Genomic DNA, 17,860 nt, shown 5'->3' on the forward strand with positions numbered 1-17,860 from the left:
TATTCAATTGAATAGGCTGAATTTGGAAAGTGTGACTTTTCGATTTTCAGAGAGATAATCTAGATCTGCCCTTTAGGATAGAGAGTGGTATCACTCACGAAGGGTGGGTATCTTTCAGGGTCGATAGTCCTTTCGAAGCAAGAGCGTCCTTTGTCATGCTGCCAATTATCGTTTTCGAGCATAATCGGGGTCGGGCTTCTCACTCCCTGAATTTCTTTTTTGCTTTCGGTATTAAAGTCGGCGCACAATGTGAACGTCATCGCTCCCGTTTTCATGTACTCATACGGTTTTTTGGTTTGAGAATCCACTGGCGAGAAATACCCCCCTATAGAATCATTAAGCTCTGTCAAAGTATCCGGCAATTTCTGCTTTTGTTGCCAATATTGAACCACCTCCCATTGAATACTCTGCAAATCCTGCGTCTTTTGACTGTCAAATTGAAGCAAGCGCTGTTTTTGGGGTGACCCCATAATCACAAAGCCGGAGACGATTGCGACTAGCACAAACGCGATTGTTCCGTATCGAAAAATCATTCTCTCATTCATCGAGAGAACCCCGTCGCTTTTGATGTCACGGAGATAATACCCGAAAATGAGGACCGCCACGACAAAAACTGAAAGCGTTTTTAAAATAAATCGGGTCGAAATTTCTCCCCCCAAAAAAGTGTTGAGAAGGACAATAAGATCCCCCACCATAACCGCCCCGGCAAAAAAGAGAGTGAGATATATGAGCCACTTGCGCACCCCAAGATTCCTTTTTTCCGAGTTCCTCGCGTACTCATTATTAAGGGCACGGGTGAGGAAAATATAGAGCGGAAAAATAATAATAAGCGATGCTATTGACCACCGAATCGCCCCGCTATAGGGATCATAATAGTAGCTATAAGACTGGAGAGCATCCGGGAAAGAGACGTTGATAATCTGAAAAAGAAGGATAAGAATGCTCGAGGCGCTCACATACAGCGCAACCATCGCCGCTAAATGGAGAAAAAAATCCTTGGGAGACATCCGTACTCCCGTGCTCCCACTCATATTTTGTTCTGAAGTATTCATGGAAAAAAAATTATCTTGTAATGAAGGAATTGTAGCACAAAATTCCCAATTTTGAAAATGTGCTTATTCATTTTTTTTGCATTAAAAAATGGTATTATTCAGAATGACGATGGATCCGAAGCTCATAATCACAAACGTTGGTTTCGTCCTTGCCTTCATTCTCACTATGGGGCTCGGTTTTTTCGTGCTCCTTCGCGGACCGAAAAAAACGCCGAACCGCATTTTCTTTTTCCTAAGCGTCGCGCACGGAATTTGGGAAATTTCTTACGTTATCGGAATCAATCTTCATGATTCTGCTCTCTCACACCTCGCTTTCATGGGAAATCTTGCCACGCTTTTTATTCCTGTCGCAATGTCCCACCTGGTTCTCAACATTACCGATAAACTCCAAAAACAAAAAAAGGTTCTCCTCGCCTTCTACGCAGTGGCGTCCGCTCTCACTCTCTTTTTCTCCTTTTTTCCTTATCTGTTCCTCGGACTTTCAGAGCCGAAATTGTATCTTCCTAATTTCTTTGTTCCTGGAAAATATTATTTTGTGGGAGATATTTTCTTTTTCACAGCACTCGCCTACGGCATGTACCAATTGTTTTCGAGTTATCGCCATGCCGACTACGCGCTCAAAAATCGCCTCCGTTATTTTCTTATAGCGGTCGTGTACAGCTATACCATAGGCCTTGTGCCAGAATTCCTTCTTTACAACATTCCGATTGATCCTTTTGCTTCGTCCTTCATGGCTCTCTATATGATCCCTCTTGCATACTCGATTATTGAGAATAATCTAATTGATATCAACGTTATCGCGAAACGAGCTCTCTGGTACTCGCTCGGAGTCACGGCAGTGGCTCTTTTGATTACGCTTGTAAATGCTTTGAACGATCTTTTGATTGAGCGACTCCCGTTATTCCCGCATTGGCTCGTCCCGATCTTTTCTGGAGCGGTGGCAGTAGCCACAGGGGTAGGAGTATGGAAAAAAATCCGCGAAGTAGACATCCTCAAATACGAATTCATTAACGTCGTGACCCATAAATTCCGCACTCCGCTCACACAAATTAAATGGTCGTCAGAAATGTTGAATAGCACAACAAACGAAAAGGAACGCGAGGAAGCTCTCTCAATTATTCAAAACGCGAATTCCCGCTTGGTGGAACTTACGACCGCGCTCGTCTCACTCAACGATAATGATGACAACTCATATCAATACTCTTTTGAGAATGTTGAATTGGGAAAATTGGTGAAAGAAACCATTGCCAACTTAGCGATCAAAGTGCGAGAGAAAAATATCCAAATAACTGCGGACATCCCCGACGGCCTACCTTATATTTCTGGAGAAAAGGAACATTTGCAATTCGCCATACGCACCATCATCGACAATGCGCTCACCTATTCGGCATCCGGGGAAAAAGTAACCGTCTCTTTGAGACAGGATAAAAACGCTCTTCTTCTTTCGGTCACGGACCAGGGCATTGGCATATCAAAAGAAAATTTAGACCTAATATTTTCGAAATTTTTTAGAAGTAATGAAGCAAAACATACAGATACGGAGGGAATGGGCATAGGCCTCTTTGTTACAAAAAATATCGTGAATAGACATAGGGGTAAGGTCTTCGCGAAATCAGAAGGAGTGGGCCTCGGATCGACATTTTTTCTTCGGTTACCTATAAAATAATTTTTAAAAGATTGCGTTTAGTAATGTAATGGAATATAATTTTCGACACTAAAGAGTTTTTAAAAGATCGGTAGAAATAATGAAAATAAAAATATGATTTCTAAACTTCGCACAGCAGAATCGGTTACCCCCTCTCACCCCGACAAAATTTGCGATCAAATATCGGATGCGGTTTTAGACGCCTGCCTCAAAGACGACCCGAGAACGAGAGCGGCAATCGAGGTATTGGGCGGTCACGGCATCATTACCGTCACTGGAGAATTAACCACTTCAACTTGGGTCAATATCAGGAAGGTCGCTAAGGAAATTTATCGCGATTGCGGATACGAAGAGGAAATCGGGGTGACCGTAAACGTGGTAGAACAGAGTCCGGAGATAAAAAAAGGAGTGGACAATGAAGGAGCGGGAGACCAGGGCATCATGGTGGGCTACGCAACAAATGAGACCCACGAAATGCTCCCTCTGGAAGTGATGCTTGCTCGTAGGCTCACGAAAGCCATGGGACGACACGACGGCAAGAGCCAGGTGACTACCGAAAACGGCAAGGTGGTGAAAATTGTCACATCCCTTTGCTCGAGCGGAGACATGAGCGACGTTAAACTTGACGAGGTGATTAAAAAAGAATTTGTAAAATTTTTGCCTTCGGATATCAAAAATATAAAAGACATCTGGCTCAAAAATCCGAATGGCTCATGGACTATCGGTGGCTTCCACGCTGACACGGGGCTGACGGGTAGAAAACTTGCGGTTGACAACTATGGTCCTCACATTCCACTCGGAGGCGGAGCTTTCTCCGGCAAAGACGCGACAAAAGTTGACCGAAGCGCGGCATACATGGCGCGAAAAATCGCAGTGGATTACCTAAAAAAGAAGGGAGCAAATGAAGTGTATGTGCACATAGCATACGCGATTGGAGTTGCAGAACCGCTCATGGCCGTGGTCACTCTAGACGGAGTCCAAGAAAAAATAAAAGGATATGATCTCCGCCCCAGAGCAATCATCAAGTTTCTTGATTTAACAAAACCTCAATTTCGAGAGACCGCTAAACACGGGCATTTTGGGAATGGATTTTCTTGGGACAAGTAGATTCAAGAATCTAGATTCAAGATTCAGGAATATAGATTATGGATTATGGAATAATAAAAAAAACTCGCAGGCATCGTAGTGCAAGCGAGTTTATGAAGTCCTTTTATTGCGGAAGGACTAAGTGACGGAGGGAGCGAGAGTGCCAGGCGACTCACCGAGAGATGCCTGAACTTTGCGAAGACGAAGCAGTAGCTCGCTGTCGAGATGCCACTCGTTGCCAGGTTTGGCAAAGACGAGGTTGAGCCACGAGTGGCCGCTATCGAGACCACCGACGCGGAACACGCGGGCGTGGCCTTCGACCAATAAAGGCTCATGGGCCACACACAGGATTTCTCCATTGGGCTGATTGGTGAACTGGTACGCGATGCTCGGGCCATCCTCGGGTTCGCACAGTTCCATTACCCAGTTGTCCATGAGATGTTTTCTGCTCCACTCGACAAAAAATTCCGGATAGAGCCACTCCTTGGTGGTTGGCTTTTTCTGGAATCCGAGGAACCCGAGGTTAACCTTCGCGAAGAGAACGTCTTTAGCTCGTGGCGACGTTTTATATTCTTCCTGATCCAAAAGTCTACTCGCATATTCGCCGACTTCGCGACCCGCCTGTTCGAGTGCGTCACGAAGTTGCGTTTTATCCTTGCCTCCAACATGGAATTTCCTCCAGACCGGCAGGAAGTCAGGCACCACCTCGTATCTTTGCAAAGGCACTTCGGATTTTTGGCCAAATGCTATAAGTGCACGCGCGGTCAGTTCCTCTTTCGAACAACTGTTCCAATAGTGAATCACGTCGCTCGGAATCTCCCCACGGGGAAAACTTCGCTGGATCCTCTGGGTTAATTTGAGTTCGAGTTCCGAGAGAGGTGGCCGAACTGCTTCTACTACTGAGGTTTTATCACTCATGTGATTTTTCCTTTTGGTATTTTGTTTTTGCTGGTCGGCTCGGCTTGTTTATTTTTAGCTTCGCTCCAACAGAGAACCGCCTAGGTTTCAGGCATTTCTATGCTGGAGCGACCCGCCCTTATCAATTTGCATTCTTAGTCCATTATACCATGCATCATGGTATGCTGTCAACAGTCCATAATGGTTCAATAGCTTGGAATCACTCCGGTGATTTAAGCTACACGAATGTCAAATACAAAGAAGAAGTCCTTGTACATGCAATTTAACCGGCCGGATATTTTATATGTATGTCTTGTGTACTTCCAAATTACGTGGCTGTCATCGTTTCGAAAATCTTTTTCACTTTTTCGGCAATAAAGTTCCAGTCGTATTTTTCTTCAACCATTTTTCTGGCGTTTTTAGCCATCAGGTCGCGCGCCCCCGGATGCTCGATAAGGTAGGTGACTTTCTCCGCAATGCTTTTGGGGTCGTTCACGTTGCAAAATAATCCGGTCTCGCCGGCGCTCAAAAAATCCGGTATCCCTCCGACAGGAGTTGCGATGACCGGAAGCCCAGCCGCCATCGCTTCGATGAAAGAGTTGCCCATGCCTTCGGAGAGCGACGGGCGCACAAAAATATCTCCAGCGTGAAGAAAATCCGGCAAATCACTATGAGGAACAAAGCCGAGAAAGAAAACTCTGTTCTGTAACGTGTAACGTGTAACGTGTAACGTAAGATTTTTCTCCAGCGGTCCCGCTCCTGCGATTAATAGTTTTACGTCCTCTCCTAAATATCTCATTGACTCAATAATATCTCCGACTCCGTTTTTTTCGACAAGCCTCGACGCAGTAATAAGCACGACATCGCTCTTTTTTATTCCCAGTTTTTTTCTTATCTCTTCGTTTTTTTCGAATTTCGAATTTCGAATTTCGAATTTTTGGAGATCTACTCCATTCGGCACCACATCCACGTCGCACTTCGCCCCTTCCTGCCACGCCCATTCTTTAAGAAATGTCGAGATTGCCTGTATGTGGTCCGCTCGCGCAAATATTTTTTTGAAAAGCGGATTCCATATTCCGACTCTTTTTCTGATGTGCTCGATCGGATCCCCTTCTTGAAGAGTCAGAAGAAACGGAACTTTGGGATGAGTCATCTTAAAAAACAGAGCGCTAAAGCCCGCGTAGTTGGCCATGAGCGACCAGACGAGATCATAGTGATTTCGACTGTGAAGCTTGAGGGCCTTCCCAAAAGCCAAAAAAATATAGAGGTATTTTGAGAGAGGAAATATCTTCGAACTCTGCGTGCCGGTGCCAAACCATCGTCCGCCGACCCGATACACGTTAATATTGCCGACGCGCTCAAATGCTCTCGCATGTTTGCGCATCGTTATCATATCGAACTCAAACTCCTCCGAGGGCACTCTGTCGGTGATCTCCTTCATAGCAACCTCCGCGCCTCCAATATATCGAGGATAATACACGAGAGAAAAAATGAGAATGCGTTTTTTCATTATAACAGATACCACTTATTACTAATGACACATTGCAGAATAACCTATACCAAGTACCGAGATTTTTTCTGGTTATTCAGTCATTCAGTTATTGGTCATATGTTATACATTGCAATTACATTTTTTCATCGACATGCAAAATTTTACGCAACACGTCTTCCGGAAGCTCCGCGGGTTTTTTCATATCTAATTTTTTTTCTTTGGATTTGCCATAAGCTTCCGCCGTTTTTGCGCGTTCATGTCTTACCGGCTCCGATTGAGGAGGGGGAGGTGGAGGTGGAGCTGATTTGACATCGCTTGTGCCAATATTTGCTTCTTTGCGCGGAGGAAGTTCTCCTTCCCTTCCGCTTCCCTTCATGATAGAAGAGAGGGCCTCGCGAAGAGCCGAGACGTTCTTCTCCGTCTGCTCTTTTTTCTCTTTCTTTACCTCTGGTGGCTTAAGTTGGTTCAAAGATACTGCTTTTCGAAGGTCAAGCTCTCTTGCGAGCACCGAGGAGACATCGCGTCCGTCATTTTGTCTTGGGCGAATTGGCTCTCTTTCATTCCTTTCTTCTCTCCGTGGCCTCTCTTGAGGCGAAGACCTTCCTCTCTCTGGTTCAAGATTTTTCTGCGGAGGAGGCGCGCTTCTCTCTCTGTTTTGAACTCTGTTATCAACTCTTCCGGATTCTCTCGCTTGCTCTCCTTGTCCATCCCGCCTCGCCTCCCTTCCCGGCTCTCTTACAGCTTCCCTTGGCTCACGAATTTCCCGAGCATCGCGGGAATCGCGAGAATCGCGGGGAAGTTCTTGAGGACGCGGGGACATGCCAAGTGGCAAATGCCAACGCTTGATATCTTCTTCCACTTTCGCTCGCGGTTGGGCAAAAGACTCCCTCGAATATCCGATAATTTCATCCTTAAGGGAATGCTCCGGAAGAGCAATGGGGGGAAGCGTGGTAGCAGAAAAAGGCGGAGACGTCACTCCGTCAATCATGAGTTTGAGGTAGATCTGCACGAACCCGAGGTTTACCAAGTCCTCCACCGTAAATTGCGGAGCAAATTCTTTTTCCAAAACGTCCGCGTCGTATGCTCCCACGCGAAACACAATCATCGAGCCCACGTTGCCGAAAACCGCCGCGCGAACTTCATCCGTCATCTGCTCAATATATTGATGAGCCATAATGAGGTTCAGCTTATACTTTCTCGCCTCGGAGAGAATGTCGGCAAACGACTCGTTGGCAAAAGACTGAAACTCGTCAACATACAGATAAAAGTTCGGAAGTTTTTGGAGCTCTCTTTCCTGGGTGTCCGCCCGGCTCATGGCGGCAAGATAAATTTTTGTGATGAGCATGCTTCCCAAAAGATTTGCGTTCGCTTCCCCGACTCGCCCTTTGGATAAGTTGATGATAACAATCTTCTTGGAATCCATGATGTATCGGAGGTCGAAAGTGCTTTTTGGCTGGCCGATAATATTTCGAACAACCGGGTTCGAGATGAACTGGCCAATTTTGTTCTGAATAGCCGCCCCAGCCTCCTGCATGTATCTCTCGCCGTATTTTGCAAACTCCTCCGTCCAAAAAGCCTTGACTGACGGGTCGCTGATATTGTCCACCACTTTTTTTCGGTAGTCTTTGTCGGCAAGCATTCTGTTGACTCCGATAAGCGTCGCTTCGGGAAACTCGAGAAGAGCGAGAAGAATATTATTCAAAATGTATTCCATTCGCGCTGACCACGCGTCAACCCAGATTTTTTTGAAGGCGCTCATGAGCCCGTTCGCCACCAAGTGCCTTCTCTCTACTCCCACATCTTCCATAACGTTGAAAGATACCGGAAAATCCATGTCGAATGGAGCAAAATACAAAACGTCTTTCATTCTCTCCTTCGGAACATAGTCGAGCAGGAGGTCAGCCGTCTTGCCGTGCGGGTCGATGAAAGCCAGACCTTCGCCGTTTTTGATATCCTGAACGGCCATATTTTCAAGCAGGGTGGATTTACCCATGCCCGTTTTTCCAATGATGTACATGTGGCGCGACCGGTCTTTCTGCTTTATGCCAAAAGGCACTTTCTTATTCCGCGAATCCGTCTGCGCAAAATAGGTGACTTTGTTTTCATCGTTGTCTCTCATGCGTCTATTATAGCAAAAAAAAGGAAAAAAGCCGCGGCGAAAGATTGTCGCGACCTGTGTACTGTGAGGAACTGTCTAAATTTCGCTATCGAGGGTATCAAAAGCGATGCCCCGATGACGATGTCCCCATTGGGGAAAAGGGAGGGAGAGCATCACAATATGCCTCCCAGTCTTTTTGTGTCTGCCATACTCGGTATTGGTATGGTCCAACGTCAATTCTCTTGAAGGGTGGAGGAGTCGGCGCCGGAATACCTGATTGAGTAACCGGAGAGTTTGGAGAGTTTTTGAATGAAACTGCGAGTACTGCGGGAGTCAATTTTGCCATAGTCAAACGTGAGTCTGTGAGTCTGTTTTTTTTGGTTTTTTTATATCTTGGAAACACTTTCCTTTCTCATCCGAAATCGGAAATGTACTATGCTTCCAGTTAAGAATTTTAACTCTTCTCGAACAATACTTCAAATCAACCTGTTCATAACCGGGGATGGAATAGGGATTCCGGATTATGGATTCTGGAATGACGGGAAGATTACCGAATTCAAAATTCTCATCCGATATTCAATAGTCCAGATTCCAGCATCCTCTACTCTTTTAGAAGTGCTTCCTTGGTGTAAATATTTCTTGGATCCCAAAGCATCCAGGAAGTGAGTCCCGCGTCATACGTCGCTTTCATTTGAGCGCGCACCATATCTTTGGTATAGTCCGCCCCTAAATCAAAATCTTGGAGCCAAGGGCGTATTTTTTGAGGCGTAGTTGACGCATTGGTAGCGCGTAAAACGGCAGAATCCATTGCAAATTTCACAATCTCGTACGGATGGTCGGCAGGATTTTTATATCCATTGTAAGTCGGAGGGTAATGCGAAGGGTAAACCATAGGTGAGACGAAGTCGAAAAAGGGAAGCGCATCTTCAAAAACTTGGCCAATATTGAGGTCATCCTTGCTCGTCGTGGTGAGGCCGAAAAAATCTGCGGAAATCATAATCTCATCCTTTTTTTCGTCTTCATTTTTTACAGATCCCACTCCTTGACTGCCTAAATTGAGCTTGAGGTTATCGTAGAGATATGAAAAGAATTCTCTCATGACGACGGGCTTCTCGCGTCCATGTGATTTCGGATAATAGATATCGGACATATTTCCGTCCGAAGGGAACCGAATGTAATCGAAGTTGAGCTCATCAAATCCCAGTGAGTGCGCCTCTTTTGAAATCGCAATCACATAATCCCACACTTCCTTAGCACCCACGTCAATCCATGATATTCCCTTCTTATCTTTCCAGACGCCTCCGTCGCTTTTTCTTTTTACTGCAAGATCGGGAAATTTTTGCACAAAGTAAGGGTCTTGAAATACAGCGATTCTGCCGATGACGTAGATATTTTTTTCGTGAAGCGTTTGCAATAAACCTACAATATCGGGAATGCGATTTTCTTCCGAGCCGAACTCCGTTAAGTATGTGTTATTCGGCGTTTTAAAAGCCAGTTTTCCCGAATAGTCTTTTATATCTATGACAACAGAGTTAACTTCGGTTGTATCCAAAATATCAAAGATTCTTTTTTGAAAGGAAGCGGTGCCTGCCGCCCAGCTTGTCATGTAGACAGCTTTTACAATCGCTGGAGTTTTTATGTGGGTGATTAGGGGAGGCGCGGGCAGAAGGGGAATTTCATTTTGGAGAGAATCGTCAACCTTTTGAGCCGAGAGTGCCATCTCGTGTTTTTTTGAGAAGAAAGAAGGAAAAAATAAATACACAGATGCAAACAAGATGAAAAGGAAACCGAGTAGAGAGTGAGCGATAATGGTTTTCCTCATTGTTTAACGGGGTAGATTAGTCGAGTCATTTTGGACATATGCCGGAGCTCCGAGAGACGAGCTCAACTCTTTCTTCATCCCGTATTTTCTCCTCATTTCCCTGTAGTGAAAAAAAGTGAGAAGTAAAATGAGAATGCCGATAATAATGGAAAAAGCGGATTTCCAGGATGTTGGGAATCCGGGAAAAACATGGAGAAGAATGAGCAGAATCCCAAGAATGAATAGTGTTCGAATTTTTGGCATAATTTATTGAAATGTTTAAATGATACCTCATATAATACACTACATTTCAAGAAGAAAAAAGTAACACCAAGAAACACCAAGTAACACCCTTGTATATCCACGTTCCCTATTCTGACACAGGACTTTCATACTTCCTAGATATACGTTATTTTCTAGCTATAGCTAGAAAATAACGTATGCGCATTTCTTACAATCTAACAAAAAAAACCGATTTAACTAGACGGAAAAACAAGAACCACGAATTCGCCTCGCACTTTTTCTTTTTGGCTTTTGAAATATTGCAAGACGTCGGAAGGCGTCCCTGAAACTATCTCTTCGTACATTTTGGTAAGCTCGCGTCCGACTACCACTCTTTTTTTGTTGACCATTTTTACTAATGATTCGAGGGTTTTAAGGATTCTGTGTGGCGATTCGTAAAATACCGTCGCGCGTGAAGATTCATCCATCTCCTTAAACAGCGTTTCCCTCCCCTTCTTGTGGGGCAGAAAACCCAAGAATGTGAAATCGTTGGTTGGTGCGCCCGAAATAGAAAGAAAGGCGGTGAGAGCGGATGGACCAGGAACGGAAACAATCGTCACTTCGTCTTTGCAGGCTTCGCGGATTTTTGCCACCAAAAAAGAGCCGGGGTCGGAAATTCCGGGAGTCCCCGCGTCAGAAACGAGAGCGATATTTTTCCCTTCTCGAACAAGCTCAATGATGCGTTCAATTTTGGCACTCTTACTGTGCTCGTGGTAGCTTTCTTTGGGAGTGCTCACCCCATAGTGCTTCAAAAGTTTTGCTGTCACCCGAGTGTCTTCGCATAAAATAAGGTCGACTTCTTTCAAAATGCGAAGAGCCCGAAGAGTGATGTCTTCGAGATTGCCGATTGGAGTCCCTATAACGTAAAATGTTGACATTGTGGTATATTGAGAGAATATCATGGAAAATCGGAAAAAAACAATTATTTACGTTACTCGCGACCGAGAGCGGGGCGAGGGAAAACCCGAAGGCAAAGACTACTCCATCATCTCAAAAAATGGGTCGGTGAACACCTACAATCTTCTACTAGACCCCGATGTAGAAAAAGAAATAAATGAAAAGCGCGCGCACATTGTTGTCTTTAAAAATAGCTTGGAGATTGAAAAACTGGCCAAGAAAAATAAATGGAAATTATTGAACCCGGAGGCCGCGCTCGCCGAAAGGGTCGAAAATAAAATTACACAGGGAGAGTGGCTCCAAGATTTGGCGCGCTTGCTTCCCCCCTTCGAAATCGCTCCTGCAAAAGATATTCTTTGGAAAAAGAAACCGGTGATTGTGCAGTGGGCGCACGGCCACACGGGTGAAGGCACGTTTCTTATTGAAAACAAAGCGCAACTCGAAGCACTCAAGGAGAAGTTTCCACTTCGGGATGCTCGAATTTCCGACTACATTTTGGGGCCGGTGTTTACCTCTAATATTGTTGTTGCAAAAAACAACATTCTGTTCGGAAACATTAGTTACCAGATCACCGGAATCCCTCCATTTACCGAAAACCCCTTAAGCACAATCGGCAATGACTGGAATCTTCCTCGCTCGCTTCTCTCCCCCGAGAAAATGGAAGAAATAAAAAAAATCGGCAACCTCATCGGCCTAAAATTGCAAAGCGACGGTTGGAAAGGACTTTTTGGCATTGACGTCATTTGCGACGAAAAAAGCAAAAAACTATATCTACTAGAAGTGAACGCCCGCCAGGCCGCAGGAGTGACCTATGAATCGGAGCTTCAGTCCGCCATGCGCGAGAAGGGAGCTTCCGGAGTAACGACTTTCGAAGCGCACTTAGAAGCTTTGGGGGGCACCGAACAGTCTCTGCCGATTATAGAAATAAATGACGGCGCGCAAATTATTCAAAGAGTTACATCAAAGCCCGCGACGTTGAACATCGAAAAACTAGAAAAATCAGGATACCATGTGATTAAATACAGCAATACAAAATTTGGTAGCGAGCTCATACGCATTCAGAGCACACAAGGAATTATGGCGACTCATGGTATATTTAACAGACAAGGAAAAGAGATTGCTGAGATTATTTCCAGTTCTTAATTTTTTGTCACATACCACTATACCAATGAAGAAATATACTAATAGATACTAATAATTAAAAATTCCTTATTGATTATTCGTAGACATTTGTATATCGGTTTCATTAGCATATTAATATATTTATTTTCCAATGACTTCCCGCACCTTAACCCCAAGAGCTCTCTCGGTAATGGAAGATTACCTGCATTTGCCGTTCCCAAATAAAAATGTTTCCTGCCCGTACTACAACAACAAACGCGGGAGCGTCCGAGCCGGTCTTCGGGTGCTCGTTGGAAAAGGAACCGCGCACGAAATCGCCGAGGAAATCAAGCTCATCTCGATGAAAGAGAAAATCGATCTATCCCACATGAGCGACGAAGGGCTCACAAAAATGCTCGTTGAACATAAAATCGGAATAGACTGCTCCGGACTCGCGTACCAGATATTAAACGCAGAGAGCATCTCCGAGAGCTTCGGACCTCTAAAATCACATCTCAAATTCCCGTACGCAAAAAATATTGTAAGGAGACTTCTAAGCCGGATGCGTCCCATCGAAAACACAGGGGTGCGCTCGTTTGCCCATGAAAACAACAGCCGAGAAATTGAATTTGCAAGAGCCCAGCCGGGCGACTATATCGTATTGCTTTGCACGGGAAAGGAAAAAACATACAATCACATTTTAGTCATCTATCAAACAGACTACGAAGAGGAAATTTTGAAAGCAATTCATTATGTCCATTCTTTCGCTTGGCCAACCGACGGACGCTACGCGCACGGCGTCCGGAAAGGCGCCATCACGATAACCGATCCAGTAAATCCGCTTGCGGACCAGCTCTGGACCGAACAGGGAAAAACCGGCAAAGAAAATTTCACTCATGAAAAAGCCCGCGAAGCAATGTATGTGAGCTTGAGGAGGTTGAATTGGTTTTAATATCCGCCCGCAGAATTTTGCGCTTTCCAAAATTTTGCGGTTTGCGGATATTAACCCCGCATCAACCCCAGGCCGAGCGCGGGTGGCGAATAGGCACATCCTTCTTCACGAGCGAAGCGCGAGGCCGTATGACCTCTGGTGCTGGGCTAAAATTTATCTGCTCCGAAAATAAAAAGAACCCGAAGATTCTGTATCTTGGGTTCTGGGGAGACCTGATTACCAAAACGCGACAAGGATAATTTCGCTCCAATAGCGGCCTCCCTGACCCTCGTCCTGATAATCTTGTTTGCGAACAACCACCGGAATTTTTTGTGAATGGAGCCACTCGACAACTCTCCAGGCACCCTCGAAAAGATTTTCTGCAGTGAGACCGTGCAACGAATATTCCCGCATGGCAACTTCCACATCATTTTGACGGTGTAAGGCTGCTTCCAATTTCATCACTTCCAGGATTTGCTCTCCCCGTTCTGCTGCCCGACCGAGCAGAACAGGTAGATGCCTGATCAATTCGTCAGCTTTCCACATATCGGCTTGAATTAGGTCTTGACGGCGGTGCTGTTCAATGTCTTTCGCATCCATTTTCTTCTCTGCAACGGCACATCTTGCGGTTGCACGCAATTCATCTAATAAATCGCTCATAGTTTGCTCCAGTTTGTTCTTAGCAGTTGTTATTAACTGCATCTTTCAATGTACAAAAATACTCTGAAAGATACAGTTAATTTGACATAATTTTGAAAAACTATCCTTACGCACTGTATCATATAATTTTAAACGGTCAACTTTTCTCTCTACATTCCTCCATCAAATTCGCTCCTCTTCCTAATTCCTCACTCTCCCCTTTATACTTTATACTTTTTGCCCTATACTCTTAGGACGTACGATTTTGGATGAAGTTCGAGGAGCTAGCGAGTAATGCGACCAAGCTGTAGTTTGATGCTACTGCGCGGGAGCATACGGAGCTGGCGACGAAGAAATTCGCCAAAATAGGACGTCCTAACTTTATACTCTCTTTTATGCCCACCGCAGTTCTCACCCTTGATATTTTAGCCAAAATCATCGGATTTTCGATACTTTCGTGCATTTTGGCATTCGCCTGGAGCCCCGCTCTCACGTTTATTCTGTATAAATATAAAATTACAAGAAGAGACACATTTGACCCGACCCTGGGTCTGGAATCAAGAAAATCGAAAGCAAATGTTCCCGTGATGGGTGGAATTTTGATTATTGCAACCGTTGCGGTAATTACCATGCTCGCAAACTGGTCGAGAAGCTTCACGTGGGTGCCTGTGGGTGTTATGCTCCTCTCCGCACTCTTAGGAGGCGTGGACGATTTGTTGAACATTTTCGGCAAGGAAAGGCGGTCGAGAAAGTTGAAACAAGTCTTCACGCTCATTCGAATTCATCGCGACATCGGGATGAGAATCTGGTACGCGATTACCCTCCCTTGGTCGATTTTCAAACGCGCTTCTGCATGGCTTTCCAAACATCCCGGCAAAGGCATTCATGTCCACGAAAAACTTTTTCTCCAGTTTGCGGCGGGATCTCTTTCTGCTTGGTGGGTGTATTACAAACTCGGAAGCCACTTCAGAGAAATCTATATTCCTTTCACGGGAAATTATCTCGACATTGGCTGGCTTTTGATTCCGCTCATTATTTTCATCGTCATGTTCACTGCAAACGCGGTCAACATCGCCGACGGAATGGACGGACTTGCGGGAGGAATGCTCATTCCCACTTTTTCCGCCCTCGCGCTTTTAAGTTGGATTTATGGGTATGACGAAATCGCCATTTTAAACGGCACGGTTTTGGGGGCTTTAATCACCTACACCTATTTCAATATCAAACCCGCGCGCTTCCAGATGGGCGACGTTGGGTCTCTTGGATTGGGCGCGCTTCTTGCCATTAACGCAATTGTCGTGAACCAGATTGCCGTTTTATTTTTTCTCGGATTCATGTTTTACATCGAGGCAGTCACGGTTTTAATACAGGTGGCCGGAAGATACATCGTAGGCAGGAGAATTTTCAAAATGGCGCCGATCCACCACCACTTCGAACTTTTGGGCTGGAGCGAGGAGAAAATCGTGATGCGCTTTTGGATTATCCACCTGGCGTTTGTTTTCTTGGGCGTTTGGATTGCTTTGCATTAGCAGCTTAGAGCTTTTAGCTATTAGCTTTTAGCTTTAATTCAGAAGCTAACACCTGATAGCTAATAGCTAATAGCTTATGTATCTAGAATGGAACAAAAAAATACTGCCTGATTTTACCGATGCGAGCATCGAGAAGCTCTACGATGAGGGCTATGTGTTTACCCGTGTGGGCAGGGGCATGTTCACCCAGACTAGAAGTTTGCGGATACATTTGAAGGAGTTCGAGCCGTCGAGCGAGAATAAAAGAATTTTAAGAAAAAACGAGAGTCTTACTTTGGAAGCGCACCCCATTCCTTACAAAGATTACCACTGGTCCATACACAAACTCGCTAAAGATTTTTACTCGGATAAATTTGGCAAGAACATTTTCAGCGCGAACAAAGTGAAAGAGCTTCTCACGAATTCGGAAAAGAGTAATTTTAATACTGTGCTGGTATACCACGATGCAAATAAAAACAACGAAGCGTCCGGGTACTGTATCTCACTTTTGACCGCTAAAATCCTTCACTACAGCTATCCCTTCTACAAGGATGGAAAGACGAATCCGTCGCGAGGACTCGGCATGATGGTGAAGGCCATTATGTACGCGAAAGAAAAAGGTCTGCAATATATTTATTTAGGGTCGCTTCAGCGCCCTTCTGACAGCTACAAACTTCAGTTTGAGGGAATGGAGTGGTTTGATGGTGAGAGATGGAGGAGAGATATGGAACCGTTGAAGGAAATTCTGAAGATAGCTGTTAGCTATTAGCTACTAGCTTTTAGCTTCGGGATTTATTTATTCTGCCCTAACAGCTAATAGCTAATAGCTAAAAGCTCATCACTCCATCACTCTCACTTCCCACTCCGCTTCAATTCCTGTTTTTTCTTTTATCTTTATCGCGATGAGCGAAGCAAACTGCTTCACTTCAAGAAATGTTGCTCCCCCAAGGTTCACAACCGCCAAAGGCTGGCTCTCGTAAAGCGCGACATTCCCGTTTCTGAACTTGGAGAGGTTGCAAACTTTGTCCAATATAAAGGCCAGCGGAATTTTAATCTTCCCTTCTTCGGCAAATCCGGGCATTTCGGGGTACGTTTTTTTTAATTTTTCAAAATGTGCTTTCGATACGAAAGGATTTTTAAAAAAAGAACCCGCCGTTGCCGTTACTTTCCAATCCGGCAGTTTCTTCTTCCGGATTGCCACAACCGCATCCCGCACTTCGCCTGGCAGAACAGCACTTGAGTAGCGGTCTTTGAAATGGGCTCTCAAATCCTTGTATCCGATATTGACTCTGCCTTTTTTTCCGAGCTCAAATATTACTTTCGTGATAATGAGATGTCGCCCGGCTTCTCTTTTGAAAATACTGTCCCGATACGCGAATTTGCATTCCTTTGCGGGGAGCAGTCGTGTTTTCATCATTTTTGTATCAAATACCTCTACCTCCGTTATCACCTCTTTCACCTCCGCTCCATACGCTCCAATATTCTGCACCGGCGCGCCTCCCACTGAACCGGGGATGTAAGAAAGATTTTCGAGTCCGTATAATTTTTGAAAAATGGTGAGAGCGACAAAACTGTCCCAGTTTTCTCCCGCTCCGACTTCAATCAGGAATTTTCCGTCTTCGCCTTTCTTCTCTTTCATCTTTATTCCCCGAATTTCATTTTTTATGACGAGTCCCGCGAAGCCCTCGTCAGGGACGAGCGTGTTCGACCCTTCTCCTAAAACGAAAAAAGGCAGGCTCTCTTTTTTGGAAAAAGTGACTGCCTCTTTTAATTCGGGAATGGATTTTACGATAACAAAATAGCGGGCTGAGCCGCCGAGTTGAAAAGTGGTGAGCGCCGAAAGAGAAATTTTTTCTTGTATGACCATGAAATTCAGGATTTTCGCGTTTGGATGCAGTTCCCATTTTTACCTACAAGTCCTAGAGTAGCTGCAAAAATGAGGACACCGCTGGCAAGCGGGGTAAGAGGTAACTTTTGCGCCAAAAGCGAAAGTCCAGATTGCGTGTATAGATGGTTAGCGGGTGCTAGCTCCAAAACTAATGTCTTATATGAGTGCAAACCGCTAACCATCAATCGACACAATCAGCCCACAACGGAAGACCCGTCATCCGTTGCTACTAATTGTAGCATTTTGGTAGTGGAGTGTTAACAGGATGCCTGTAGCGTGTAGCGTGTAACGCAAAACGTAAGAAAAAGAAAAATTCTTATTTTTTCCTCCTTCAGACGCTACACGTTATACGTTACAAGTTACACATCTCTCCATATACGTCAAACCCCGCCAAGGCGGGGGTTAACGCAGACATTCGATTGGTTAACTAGCTATTGCTAGCACTCACATTTAAGAGTATAGCAAATTCAGTCTTAAAAGTCAAGTCTTTGTATAAGGCCACCCATCTTTGCACTCTCCGCCTCTCGTTAGTTGATAACGGTT

At 44.9% G+C, this 17,860-nt stretch carries 16 protein-coding genes; 6 read left to right on the top strand and 10 right to left on the bottom strand.

Going from position 1 to position 17,860, the window contains the following annotated elements; all coding sequences use genetic code 11:
- Window positions 1-59: 59 nt before the first annotated feature.
- Window positions 60-1,052 (bottom strand): DUF5671 domain-containing protein, encoded by a 993-nt coding sequence (locus ABI430_01935; protein ID MEO8637641.1) that lies wholly within the window; start codon window positions 1,050-1,052, stop codon window positions 60-62.
- A gap of 88 nt (window positions 1,053-1,140) precedes the next feature.
- On the opposite strand from ABI430_01935, the gene ABI430_01940 reads away from it, so the two are divergent.
- Together ABI430_01940 and metK are read left to right on the top strand one after the other, a co-directional pair.
- Window positions 1,141-2,718, top strand: coding sequence for an ATP-binding protein (locus ABI430_01940; protein ID MEO8637642.1), 1,578 nt, complete (start codon window positions 1,141-1,143; stop codon window positions 2,716-2,718).
- A 93-nt stretch (window positions 2,719-2,811) separates the two neighbouring features.
- Window positions 2,812-3,804 carry a methionine adenosyltransferase gene (metK, locus tag ABI430_01945; protein MEO8637643.1) on the top strand — a complete coding sequence of 331 codons (993 nt, stop codon included), beginning with the start codon at window positions 2,812-2,814 and terminating at the stop codon, window positions 3,802-3,804.
- Window positions 3,805-3,921: 117 nt separating this feature from the next.
- Here metK and ABI430_01950 read toward each other — a convergent pair whose 3' ends face one another.
- The 7 genes from ABI430_01950 to rsmI form a co-directional block, all read right to left on the bottom strand.
- Window positions 3,922-4,701 (bottom strand): hypothetical protein, encoded by a 780-nt coding sequence (locus tag ABI430_01950; protein MEO8637644.1) that lies wholly within the window; start codon window positions 4,699-4,701, stop codon window positions 3,922-3,924.
- A gap of 307 nt (window positions 4,702-5,008) precedes the next feature.
- Window positions 5,009-6,190, bottom strand: a complete 1,182-nt coding sequence (locus tag ABI430_01955; GenBank protein ID MEO8637645.1) for a glycosyltransferase family 4 protein — start codon at window positions 6,188-6,190, stop codon at window positions 5,009-5,011.
- 115 nt (window positions 6,191-6,305) lie between these two features.
- Window positions 6,306-8,291 carry a DUF87 domain-containing protein gene (locus ABI430_01960; GenBank protein ID MEO8637646.1) on the bottom strand — a complete coding sequence of 662 codons (1,986 nt, stop codon included), beginning with the start codon at window positions 8,289-8,291 and terminating at the stop codon, window positions 6,306-6,308.
- Between the two features lie 97 nt (window positions 8,292-8,388).
- Complete coding sequence (locus tag ABI430_01965) at window positions 8,389-8,616, bottom strand: hypothetical protein (GenBank protein ID MEO8637647.1); 228 nt, start codon at window positions 8,614-8,616, stop codon at window positions 8,389-8,391.
- Between the two features lie 255 nt (window positions 8,617-8,871).
- A complete protein-coding gene (locus tag ABI430_01970; GenBank protein MEO8637648.1) occupies window positions 8,872-10,092 on the bottom strand; it encodes a putative glycoside hydrolase in 1,221 nt (406 codons plus the stop codon).
- A gap of 3 nt (window positions 10,093-10,095) precedes the next feature.
- Window positions 10,096-10,335, bottom strand: coding sequence for a hypothetical protein (locus ABI430_01975; GenBank protein ID MEO8637649.1), 240 nt, complete (start codon window positions 10,333-10,335; stop codon window positions 10,096-10,098).
- A 212-nt stretch (window positions 10,336-10,547) separates the two neighbouring features.
- A complete protein-coding gene (rsmI, locus tag ABI430_01980; GenBank protein ID MEO8637650.1) occupies window positions 10,548-11,231 on the bottom strand; it encodes a 16S rRNA (cytidine(1402)-2'-O)-methyltransferase in 684 nt (227 codons plus the stop codon).
- 22 nt (window positions 11,232-11,253) lie between these two features.
- Here rsmI and ABI430_01985 point away from each other — a divergent pair, with 22 nt between their 5' ends.
- Window positions 11,254-12,393 (top strand): ATP-grasp domain-containing protein, encoded by a 1,140-nt coding sequence (locus tag ABI430_01985; protein ID MEO8637651.1) that lies wholly within the window; start codon window positions 11,254-11,256, stop codon window positions 12,391-12,393.
- A gap of 130 nt (window positions 12,394-12,523) precedes the next feature.
- Complete coding sequence (locus tag ABI430_01990) at window positions 12,524-13,303, top strand: hypothetical protein (protein MEO8637652.1); 780 nt, start codon at window positions 12,524-12,526, stop codon at window positions 13,301-13,303.
- Window positions 13,304-13,519: 216 nt separating this feature from the next.
- Here ABI430_01990 and ABI430_01995 read toward each other — a convergent pair whose 3' ends face one another.
- Entirely contained in the window at window positions 13,520-13,942 is a 423-nt protein-coding gene (locus ABI430_01995; protein ID MEO8637653.1) for a hypothetical protein, read from the bottom strand.
- A 374-nt stretch (window positions 13,943-14,316) separates the two neighbouring features.
- On the opposite strand from ABI430_01995, the gene ABI430_02000 reads away from it, so the two are divergent.
- Together ABI430_02000 and ABI430_02005 are read left to right on the top strand one after the other, a co-directional pair.
- Entirely contained in the window at window positions 14,317-15,450 is a 1,134-nt protein-coding gene (locus ABI430_02000; protein MEO8637654.1) for a phospho-N-acetylmuramoyl-pentapeptide-transferase, read from the top strand.
- Window positions 15,451-15,526: 76 nt separating this feature from the next.
- A complete protein-coding gene (locus ABI430_02005; GenBank protein ID MEO8637655.1) occupies window positions 15,527-16,198 on the top strand; it encodes a hypothetical protein in 672 nt (223 codons plus the stop codon).
- A 69-nt stretch (window positions 16,199-16,267) separates the two neighbouring features.
- Here the strand turns inward: ABI430_02005 and murB are convergent, their stop codons facing one another.
- Entirely contained in the window at window positions 16,268-17,296 is a 1,029-nt protein-coding gene (gene murB, locus ABI430_02010; GenBank protein ID MEO8637656.1) for a UDP-N-acetylmuramate dehydrogenase, read from the bottom strand.
- Window positions 17,297-17,860: the final 564 nt, after the last annotated feature.

It is taken from the genome of Candidatus Taylorbacteria bacterium, assembly GCA_039934295.1.
GTDB lineage: Bacteria > Patescibacteriota > Minisyncoccia > Phycocordibacterales > HO2-43-120 > HO2-43-120.